A 9894-nucleotide genomic window follows, 5' to 3' on the forward strand; every position below is an offset into this window, starting at 1 on the left:
GGGGTCGGTCATGTCGGCCACCAGTACGTCGCCGGGCTCCACCTTGTGCATCTCCCGGGGGTGCCCAATGACCCGCACCCGCCCAGCCCCAATGCGCTGCCCCACCACCTGGTCCAGGGTGAGGAGCTCCTCGCCCCGCACAGCCACAACCGTCTCCGGGTTCAGGCCAAGCTCCAGAAGGACCTCCCTTAGGGGCCTGTTCCCCTTGATCTCCACCTCCTTGCGCTCCGGCAGGCGCAAAATGACCTTCACCCTGCTAGTCTAGCAGGTAGGAGCAAGGGGCTTCGTAACCTTGGGCGCTCAGAGCAGGGCCTCTACCTGCTCACGACTGGGTGGGGCGGCCTGGGCGCAGTGGAGCGCGGCCGCGGCAGAGGCGAAGCGCAGAGCAGCCTCCCCCTCTTTGCCCTCGGCCAGGGCCAGGGCGAAGGCCCCATGGAATACATCGCCGGCCCCCGTGGTGTCCTGCGCCGAGACCCGGTAAGCGGGCAGATGTCCTCCCCCATAGGCCACCCCCTGGGCTCCCAGGGTGACCGCGTAGAAGACGCCCATAGTCCCCAGCTCTGCCATGAGCCGTTTCACACCCCCTCGCCTGTGGGCCAGCTCTTCGGAGGCCACCACATGGGTAGCGACCTCCACCAGCGGCCAGTCCTCCTCGCGGTCCAGGTCAAAAACCACCGGGATCCCTAGGGTTCGCGCCGCCTGGCCCACCACCCGACCCGCCCTGGCCCAGCGCCCGTCGAGCAGAACTGCACCCACTCCCTCCAGCAGCTTGTGGGGGTCGGCCTCGAGCTCTTCGGGAAGGCTGGGCCGGTAGGGGAAGATGTAGCGCTCCCCCTCTGGGGTTACTAGCACCGCCGAAACCGGGGTGGCCGGGCCGAGCTGAAGGTGGGTCCGCACCCCTTCTTCCCGCAGCATTGCCGCTAGGCGCGCCCCTGCCGCGTCCTTCCCCACACGGCTGACCAGGTGCGCCTGGGCCCCCAGCCGGGCCGCCGCCTGGGCTGCAACCGCCGCAGGGCCGCCTATGGTCTCACGGTAGGCCCGCACCCCGGTCCGGCTTCCCTGCGGTGGGAACTGCTCCACGTAGTAGCGCTGGTCCAGGTTGGCCCAGCCCACTGCGAGAACCCCTACCATACCAAACGCTCCTCCTCGGGCTGGGGGGGCAGCACCTCCAGGCCCAGCCAGGCGCACATCTCCAGAAGGGCCGGTTCCAGCGCGCCCGCCCCCAGGGCTAGGTGATGAGGCAGGCGGTGATTGAGCCAGCTCGCCAGGAACTGCCGGGGGGTGAGGGGCTGGGCGGCCCAGGTGGGGCGGGTGAGGTGTCCCGAGTCGCCCTCGTAGCCCTTCTCCCCGGTGAGGTGACCCCCGTACACCGCCGCCCTGCGGCCGGGCAGGAGCCGCAAGCCTGCCACAGGTCCCGGTTTCAGGGCCATATCCCGCACTGCCGGGAGCCTCCGGTTGAAGTGGGGGGCGAGCCGGGTGGGGCCCGCTGCCCAGACCCTGGGCGCCTCACCCCCGTGCCATAGGGTGAGCCCCTTGGGGGAAAGGTGAGCGATGTCCAGGAGCAGGGCGGGCTTCCCCGAAAGGGCCCTTAGAGCCAGCATAGAGGCCAGCCCCATCACGTCGCCCTCGGCGGCTAGGGTATAACCCAGGTCGGCCAGCCGCGCCATGGCGGCGTAGGGCATTATCCCAAGCCGCTCGGGAACCTCCGGCCACTCCCGCAGGGCCACCCCGTCGTAGCCTTGGGCCAGCCGCTCCAGGGCCAACTCCAGGCGGACGCTCTGGAGCAGCTCCTCAGGGGCATATTCCGAAAGCTCCTCCAGGGCCTGGACCCGGCCTCGCACCTCCTCCTCGTCCACCTCTGCCAAGGCTGTCCACAGCTCGGAGAGCTCGGCTCGCTCCACCCTAAGTCCGGTTTCAGGCAGGGCAGAGAAGGCGAAGAACCCCGGGGCATGCCCGCCTAACAGGAGAACCCGCCCCTCCCGCAACACCCGGACCCCTCGCAGCGCGGTCAGGGTGAGCTCGAGCCGCCTTTGGAACCACTCCTCCTCGGGCCTTCCGTAGAACCACTTGGCCGGTCGCTGGGCCAGTGAAACCCCTAGGTTGAGGCCACACAGGGCGTTTTGGGGCAGAGGGCCGCCCTCCCAGACTTCTGGAAGGGCCCAAAGCCCAAGGGGTAGGGGTAGCTCAAAGAAGGGCAGAAAAACCTCGCCAGTGGCGAAGGTGACCTGCTGCACCAGCAAGAGGTCCAGGCCTTGGGCCAGAGCGGCCCGGGCTGTGGCCTCGGCCTGGTGAGCGTCCACCACCGGACCTGCGCGGTAGGCCAGCTCAAACCCAAGCCTGGGGCCCAGGGCCTCCAGGGCTTGGGCTGCGGCGGTCTCGAGGCCCAGCCGCGAGCCCCTAAAAAGGGGCCTCACCATCGACACCAAACCGACCCGCAGCATTATCCCTTCACCCCTCCTTGGGTCAGCCCCCCCACCACCCGCTCCTGGAACACCGCGATCACCAGGGCTACGGGAACCAAGGCGATAACCAGCGCTGCCGAGATAAGGGGCCAGGGGAAGGTGTACTCCCCTTGCAGGAACTGAATGCCCACTGGAAGGGTGCGCATGGCCTGGGAGGGCATCAGGGTCAGGGCCAGGAGGAACTCGTCCCAGCTGTTCACGAAGGCAAGGATGCTTGCGGTGAACACGCCTGGAGCTGAAAGCGGTACCACCACCCGCCACAAGGCCCCAATCCGCGTACACCCGTCCACCATGGCTGCGGCCTCCAGGTCCTTGGGAATGCCCTGAAAAAAACTCACCAGAACCAGTGTGGCCACCGGGATGGAGAGGGCCGCGTGGGGTAGGATCAGGGCGATGTAGGTGTTCCTCAGGCCAAGGGCCAGCACCATTTCAAACAGCGGCAGTAAAAGGGTGACCGTGGGGAACATGGAAACCCCCACCAGAAGGGAGAAGATGAGGGTCTTGTGGGGAATCCGGAGCCGGGCCAGGGCGTAGGCCGCCAGAGCCGATACAAAGACGCAGAGCGCGGTGGCGCCTGCGGCCACAATCAGGCTGTTTAGGAAGTAGCGGCCAATGGGAGCCCCGGTGAGGGCCTGGACATAGTTTTGCAGGGTGAAGTTCTCCGGCCACCAGGTGATGGGGATTCGGGTAAGCTCGCTCTCGGGCTTGAACGAGGTAAGCAGGATCCACACCATGGGGAAAAACCCGTTCACCACCACAACTGCGGCCGCGGCCCAGAGCCAAAACCGGGCGCTCCACCTCATGCTCCCCTCCTTTGGAGATTGGGACGAGAGGCGGCCCAAAACCTTTGCGGAGGCCCACCCCTAATCATCGGCACCTCGGATGTGGCGGAGGTACAAAAGCGTCACCCCCAGGCTAACGAGGAACATCAACACCGCCAAGGCTGAGCCGTAGCCGAAGTTGAGGTTTTCTATGCTGGTGGTGCGGACGTACATGGCGAGGGTCTCAAACGAACTTCCCCCGTTCTGCATCGCAAAGGGGATGTCGAAGGTCTGAAAGGCGGTGATGGTTCGGAAGATGGCCGCCACCAGAAGGGCGGGTGTCAGGAGGGGTAGGGTAATCCGCCAGAAGCTCTGCCAGCGGCTTGCTCCATCCACCGCCGCCGCCTCGTAAAGCTCCTTTGGAATCACCTGCAGGCCCGCTAGGAGGATAAGGGCCACGAACGAACTGGTCTTCCAAATGATGGTGAGGCAGACGGCCCAAAAGAGCAGCTCGGGGGTGGTTACCCAGAGAAGCCGCTCCCCGCCGAGCCGTACCAAAACGTCGTTTACGACGCCGTACTGGCTGTCAAAGAACCAGCGGAAGATGAGGCCAGCGAAGACCAGGGGAAGTGCCCAGGGCAGGAGTAGCCCAAGCCGCACCGGCCACCTGACCTGGAAAGGAAGGTTGGCTAGCAGGGCCAGCAGGAGGCCTACCACCAAAGCCCCCGGAACCGTGACCAGGACGATGAGGAAGGTGTTCCAAAGCGCTGTCCAAAACCGCTCGTCAGAAAGAGCCTGCGCGAAGTTGCCCAGCCCTACGAAGACGGGGTTGGTACCCGTTTCATCGGTTAGCCGTCGGCGAAAGAGGCTGTTGTGGAAGAGCCGAGCCACCGGGTAAAGGGCCACCAGACCCAGCAGGAGAGTTGCAGGCAACAAAAGCCAGAAGGCCAGTGCGCGCTCGCTTAGGTCGCCAAAGCTGCGACGGTATCTAGGTTCTTGCTGGGTCATGGCAGGTTCCCCAAACCCCCTTCAGAGGCCCGCGGGGGCTTTGGACCCCGCGGGCCCGGCCTTAGCTAACGTCCGCTGTAGATGGCCTGTAGACGGTTCACAATATCACGGGCCCCTTGTTCGGCGGTCTTTTGCCGGGCCAGCACCTGGTTAGTGGTTACCCGTATGACCTCCGATATCTCGGCGTAGCGGGGGTGCTGAGGACGGGCCCGGGCAGCCTGCACCACCGGCAGCGCCTGGGCGAACCAGGGGTTTACCCGAAGGATGTCCGGGTCGCGGTAAAGGGCGGGGAAGACCGGCAGGTTGGAGGCCTCAATGGCCAGGATCTTGGAGACCTCGGGGCTGGAGAGGAAGCGCACCAGCTTGTGGGCCTGGGCCTTGTTTCGGCTGAAGTCGGAGACCACCCACTGCCAGCCGCCCAGGCAGCTTACCTGCCGTCCCCCGGGGAAGGCTGGCAGGGGTACCACCCCAATCTTCCCCTTGACCTGGCTGTCAGCGTCGTTTTGGAACCTGTTCCAGGCGTAGGCGAAGAGGGTGCCAAAGACCCAGCGCCCGGCCTGCATCTCCTGGCGGATGGTGTCCTGGGGCTTCTCGGCCATGTTGGGCGGCGAAACCCTCTGGTCCATCAGGCTCACCCAGAACTGCAGGGCCCGCTGGGCCTGCTCCACGGTGAGGGCGAACTGACCCTGGGCATTGGTCACATCACCACCGGCGGCCCAGACCGGCAGGAGGAAGGTGCAGACCGCTCCCTCGGCTGGGGCCCCAATGAAGCCGATGCCGTTCAGGGTGGGGTTGTTCTCCCGCTGCAGGATGGTCTGGGCCTGCTGGATGACCTCCTCCCAGGTGGTGGGGGGCTTGAAGCCGTACTTCTCCAACAGGTCGGTCCGGTAGTAGAGGAACATGGCGTCGGCAAAGCCCGGCAAGGCTACCAGCTGCCCATTGATCACGTTGGCCTGGGTGTAGGCCGGCAGGTACTGGCGCAAAAGGGCTTGCCTTGTGGCTGCTGGCAGGTATTTGTCAATGGTGTCGGCCCAGCGGCTGGCCAGGTACTGGGCAGGCCGGATGACGTCAATCAGGATGATGTCGATGCTGGGGTCGCGCGAGGCCAGCACGGTGGTAAGGTACTGCTGTTGTTGGTCGGAAGTGGCCCCCCCCACCTCGATATCCACCCGCACCCCAGGGTTGCGCTGCTGGTAGAGGTCTAAAATCTTGCGCATCACGTCCGGCCGCTGCTGCCCACCCACGAACACCCTGAGCCGGGTCTGCTGGGCCAGCCCAGAAGAGGCCAGGAGCACTGCCACCAAGAGCCAAAAGAACCTTTTCATGCCTTTCCTCCTTTCAGATGCAAGCCCAGGCGGGCGAGTTCTTCCAAAAGGCCCTCGCCCACGGGCACACCCTCCCGCAAGGCTTTCTCTCTAGAGGCCACCCGCCGCCATCCGGGAATCCGCCCCCCAGCCGCCTCGAGGGCCTCCACCAGCCGGGTCATCCGCGCGGCGTATCCCGGGAAGACGGAGGGCTCGAGGCCGACCAGAAGCAAGCCCGGCTTGGCCGCCGCCTCTGGGGAGGTCCAGGGTAGGGGCAGCTCAGGCGAGAGTACCCCCCCCGCCAGCACCCCCGCCAGCACCTCCACCAGCACCGCCAGGGCGTAGCCTTTACCCCCACCGATGGGCACCAAGGAGCCTTCCAGGGCGGCCTGCGGGTTGGTGGTGGGCTGCCCTCCCCGGTCCACCGCCCAGCCCAGGGGTATGGACTCACCCCGCTTGGCTGCAGCGATGATCTTGCCCCGGGCCACCACCGAGACCGAGGTGTCCACCACCACCGGGTAGGGTTCGGCTGGGGCCCCCAGGGCGATGGGGTTGGTGCCCAGGACAGGCCCGGGAGCGATGGCCGGGGGGGTGTTGGCAAAGGCCAGCCCCACCAGGCCGGAGCGAGCCAGGCGGCCCACATAGGCCGAGAGAGCCCCCGCATGCCCAGCCCCCTGCACCGCTAAGGCAGCTGCCCCCTGGCGGCGGGCAAGGGGCAGCAGGGCTTCCACCGCGTAAAGCCCGGCCACCGGTCCTGGCGCACCGTCGGCCTTGAGCACCTGCAGGGCAGGTCGGGGTTGTTCTAGACGTAGGGTTGGCCTTGGGTTGAGCCCACCGGCCTGGAGCTGGGCCGTGTACTGGGGGATGCGGCTCAGGCCGTGGCCGGAGTTGCCCTCGAGCTCGGCCTCGAGGAGCACCACCGCCATGCTGTGGGCGTGTTCTTCCGAGAGGCCCAGCCCCCGAAAGTGGGCCGCCACGGCCTGCTCGAGCACCGCGTAGGGAACCCTCATGCCTTCACCCCCAGTGCCTGCAGGACCCCTTCTGCCACCCGCAACGCCACCGCCTCCTGGGCCTCGGCGGTAAGGCCGGCCACATGGGGGGTGATGTAGAGGTTGGGTACCCCCCGCAGGACGTGATCGGGCGGCAGGGGCTCTGGCTCTACCACGTCCAGCACAGCCCCAGCCAGGCGCCCCGTCCGCAGGGCATCCGCCAGGTCGGCGGCGTGGACCAACTCGCCCCGCGCGGTGTTGATGAGGTAGCTACCCTTGGGCATCCGGGCCAGGGTCTCGGCTCGGATGAGGTAGCGGGTCTCCTGGGTGAGGGGAACGTGTAGGGAGAGGAAGTGGGCCTGCTCGAGCACCCCCGATGTTGGGCAGAGCTCGATTTCCAAGTCCTGAACCACGCTTTCCCAAGGGAGCCGCGCAGGGTCAGCGGCCACCACCCGCATCCCAAAGGCCCGGGCTCTCCGGGCCACCCGCAGGCCCACCTCTCCCAGCCCTATGAGCCCCAGGGTCTTTCCAGCCAGCTCAAATCCGCCGAAGGCCGTGCGCTCCCAGCCCCCTTCAGCTACGTGCGCTGCGGCCCCGGCTAGGTTCCGGGCCAGGTGCAGCATGGCTGCCAGCACGTACTCCGCTACGGCCCCAGCGTTGATGCCCCGGGCAACGCAAAGCGCTACCCCCCGGGCTTCCAAGGCGGGGCGCTCAATGTTGTCCAGCCCCACCCCCAGGCGGCCCACCACCCTCAGGTGGGGGGCCGCTTCGAGCAGCTCGGCGTCCACCCGGGTCTGGTTGCGCACGACCAGCGCGGCGGCCCGGCCTAAATGGGCCTTTAGGGCGGCTCGGTCCTTCCATAGCCCGGGGTCGTAGAAGACCTCCAGACCGCTCCTTCGCAGGCGCTCGAGCCCGCTCGGGGCGATGAACTCACAGACCACAATCATCATGCACCTTTGTGGGTCCCGCCTAGCCTAGGCGCTGGGGTAGAGCTTGGTCAGCACGAACTCGTTGTGTCGGAGAAGCTCGGCGGCGGTCAGGCGGCCGTTCACGGTCCGGACGAAGACCTCCAGGATGCGCTCGGCGGCCTGCTCCAGGCCAATCTCGCCTACCAGCAGGTCGGGCAGGGCCACGTCGATGTGCTCGCGCATGGTCTTGCAGGTAATGGGATTGGGGGAGATCTTGATGACCGGGATTAGGGGATGGCCCACAATGTTGCCCTGCCCGGTGGTGAAGAAGTGGAGCACGCTTCCCCCAGCGGCGCACAGCGTGACCTGCTCGGCCCCTGCCGAGGAGCTGTTCATGAAGACCAACCCCTGACCCGGAGCCACCTCCTCGGCGTAGTCCAGCACGGCGTTCACGGGACGGGTGCCGGTTTTTTGGATGTTGCCTAGGGCCTTTTCCTCTATGGTGGAGAGGCCCCCCCGGATGTTCCCCTCGGTGGGCTGGGAGCCCAGCAGGTCCACCCCTTGGGCCTCTATCATGGCGATGTAGTCGTTGTAGAGCTTGAGGAACTTGCGCTTCAGGGCTGGGGTGGCGCAGCGCTCGGCGATTAGGTGCTCGCCGCCGGTGAGCTCAGAGGTCTCCCCAAAGATGACCGAGGCCCCCATATCCACCAGACGGTCCACCACCTTGCCTTGGGCCTTGTTGCCTGCCAGCCCCAAGGTTGGGTCCGACTCGCCGCACTTGATGGAGAGCACCAGCTCGGAAACCTCTATGGGCTCTCGCTTCACCTCGGAGGCGTCCTGGGCCATCCGGTAGGCCACCCGGCTGGCGGCGTTGATTACGTTGAGGTCGCCGTGTCGCTCAATGGAAAAGGACTCCACCGGCTTGCCGGTTTTGGCGATGGCCGAGGCCACTCGCTCCGTCCACTTGGGTTCAATGCCGATTACCACCGCCCCATAAACGTTGGGGTTGGCCCCGTGGCCGCTTAGGGTGCGAAAGGTGAGCTCTAGGTCTTTGCCGAACTGCAAGCGGCCGTAGGGGTGGGGGAGGGCCACGGTGGGGTGGATGAGGCGGGCTACCCCTTCGGCCGCCGCGTTGGAGAGGTCGTCCACGGGCAGGATGAGTACGTGGTTGCGCACCCCCACCCGTCCGTTTGGGCGCCGGTACCCTGTAAGTGGAAGGGAGCCTCTTTTGCGAGGCATCACGACCCTCCCTTTCCGGCCCGCCTCCGGGTTGGTTTGTTCCCTTTCCCGTAGTCCCAGCGCAGGGTTCGGATGTTGTGCACGTGCACCCAGCCGCCCTTTTTCACCGCCTGGGTCAAGCGGCCTATTCTCTCGCCGTACTCGATGACCACGTGGCCCTCAGGCATGTCCCTGAGGGCGATTTTGTGCCCTAGGGGGATATCCTCCAGCACCCTGACCCGCTGCGCCGGACCTCCTTCCAGGCTCTCGATGGTGAGTTCTTCCCCTGCCTTCAGGTCGGCCACAGCGACCGCCACATCGTCGGTGCTTTTATGTGCTAGGGCTCGGTGTGCCACCGGTTCCTCCTTGCGCTTTGATGGGATTCTATATCTAAAATCTTTTATGGTCAATGTGCTAAAATTGGCGCCGATGCCCCTAAGGCGCACCACCCTGAACCGCGAGGCCTACCGGGCCTTACGCCAGGCCATCTTGGGGCGTAAGATTCCCCCCGGGCAGAAGCTGGTGGTGCGCGTGCTGGCCGAGGAGCTGGGGCTCTCACCCACACCGGTCAAGGAGGCCCTGAGCGCTTTGGAGCGGGAAGGGCTGGTGGTGGCGGTGCCCCACCGGGGCTACTTTGTGCTCGAGCCCACCTTAGAGGACGTGCGGGAAATATACACCCTGCGCGAGGTGCTGGAGGGGCTTGCCGCCCGTTTGGCGGTGGAGCATGGCGGAAGGGGTTTGCTGCGCAAGCTGGAAAGGCTCTTTGCCCGCCAGGCTCAGGCCGCGGAGGCGGGCGACCTCGAGGCCTACGGTGACCTGGACCTGGCCTTCCATCGCACCCTGTGGGAGGCGACCGGCAGCAGGCGCCTTCTGGCCATCGCTGAGACCATGGACGGGCAGATCCGCCTGCTCATCGGCAGCTCGGCGGCCATCCCCGGCCGTCTGCTCCAGTCCCGGGCCGAGCACCAGGCTGTTTTGGACACAGTGCGGGCAAGGGACCCAGAAGGGGCCGAAGCCGCCATGCGGGCCCACGTGCGCAACGCAGGGCGGGCGTTGGAGCTGTTCCTCTCGGGGAAGGGCCAGGCTTAGTAGACCCGGCTGGCCTTGACCGCGGTGCCCGAGGCCGTGACCATCAGCATATTCCCCTGGCCCACGGTCTCGTAGTCCACATCAATCCCAATCACCGCATCGGCCCCGCGGGCCAGCGCAGCCTGCTCCAGCTCGGAAAGCGCAATCTCGCGGGC

At 66.4% G+C, this 9894-nt stretch carries 11 protein-coding genes and 1 pseudogene; 1 reads left to right on the forward strand and 11 read right to left on the reverse strand.

Annotated features, from left to right (window positions below; translation table 11 throughout):
• Window positions 1-96: 96 nt before the first annotated feature.
• The 10 genes and pseudogenes from NZ849_RS12105 to NZ849_RS09325 all read right to left on the reverse strand — a co-directional run.
• Window positions 97-252 (reverse strand): annotated as a pseudogene (locus tag NZ849_RS12105) (thiamine biosynthesis protein ThiS); the annotation flags it as partial.
• Between the two features lie 48 nt (window positions 253-300).
• Complete coding sequence (locus NZ849_RS09285; RefSeq protein ID WP_295406383.1) at window positions 301-1131, reverse strand: PfkB family carbohydrate kinase; 831 nt, start codon at window positions 1129-1131, stop codon at window positions 301-303.
• Window positions 1125-2417, reverse strand: coding sequence for a fucose isomerase (locus NZ849_RS09290; protein ID WP_295406400.1), 1293 nt, complete (start codon window positions 2415-2417; stop codon window positions 1125-1127). Before NZ849_RS09290 ends, NZ849_RS09285 begins: the two co-directional genes overlap by 7 nt.
• Window positions 2418-2440: 23 nt before the next feature.
• Window positions 2441-3265, reverse strand: coding sequence for a carbohydrate ABC transporter permease (locus tag NZ849_RS09295; protein WP_295406385.1), 825 nt, complete (start codon window positions 3263-3265; stop codon window positions 2441-2443).
• Between the two features lie 60 nt (window positions 3266-3325).
• The gene (locus NZ849_RS09300; RefSeq protein WP_295406387.1) at window positions 3326-4231 is read right to left on the reverse strand and encodes a carbohydrate ABC transporter permease; all 906 of its coding nucleotides are present in this window, start codon (window positions 4229-4231) and stop codon (window positions 3326-3328) included.
• A gap of 65 nt (window positions 4232-4296) precedes the next feature.
• Entirely contained in the window at window positions 4297-5556 is a 1260-nt protein-coding gene (locus NZ849_RS09305) for an ABC transporter substrate-binding protein (RefSeq protein WP_295406389.1), read from the reverse strand.
• Window positions 5553-6545 (reverse strand): Ldh family oxidoreductase, encoded by a 993-nt coding sequence (locus NZ849_RS09310; RefSeq protein ID WP_295406391.1) that lies wholly within the window; start codon window positions 6543-6545, stop codon window positions 5553-5555. The genes NZ849_RS09305 and NZ849_RS09310 overlap by 4 nt, the downstream gene beginning before the upstream one ends.
• Window positions 6542-7471: a hydroxyacid dehydrogenase gene (locus NZ849_RS09315; RefSeq protein WP_295406393.1), complete on the reverse strand. Its 930-nt coding sequence runs from the start codon at window positions 7469-7471 to the stop codon at window positions 6542-6544. Before NZ849_RS09315 ends, NZ849_RS09310 begins: the two co-directional genes overlap by 4 nt.
• 27 nt (window positions 7472-7498) lie before the next feature.
• Window positions 7499-8671: a UxaA family hydrolase gene (locus NZ849_RS09320; protein ID WP_295406394.1), complete on the reverse strand. Its 1173-nt coding sequence runs from the start codon at window positions 8669-8671 to the stop codon at window positions 7499-7501.
• Complete coding sequence (locus tag NZ849_RS09325) at window positions 8671-8967, reverse strand: UxaA family hydrolase (RefSeq protein WP_295406396.1); 297 nt, start codon at window positions 8965-8967, stop codon at window positions 8671-8673. The genes NZ849_RS09320 and NZ849_RS09325 overlap by 1 nt, the downstream gene beginning before the upstream one ends.
• A gap of 112 nt (window positions 8968-9079) precedes the next feature.
• On the opposite strand from NZ849_RS09325, the gene NZ849_RS09330 reads away from it, so the two are divergent.
• Window positions 9080-9739, forward strand: coding sequence for a GntR family transcriptional regulator (locus tag NZ849_RS09330; RefSeq protein WP_295406398.1), 660 nt, complete (start codon window positions 9080-9082; stop codon window positions 9737-9739).
• On the opposite strand, the gene NZ849_RS12110 is transcribed toward NZ849_RS09330, so the two are convergent.
• Entirely contained in the window at window positions 9736-9834 is a 99-nt protein-coding gene (locus NZ849_RS12110; protein ID WP_363319602.1) for a heavy metal-binding domain-containing protein, read from the reverse strand. The two genes, NZ849_RS09330 and NZ849_RS12110, sit on opposite strands and share 4 nt — an antisense overlap.
• Window positions 9835-9894 lie beyond the last annotated feature (60 nt).

The sequence above is a fragment of the Meiothermus sp. genome (assembly GCF_025060375.1).
Taxonomy (GTDB): Bacteria; Deinococcota; Deinococci; order Deinococcales; family Thermaceae; genus Meiothermus.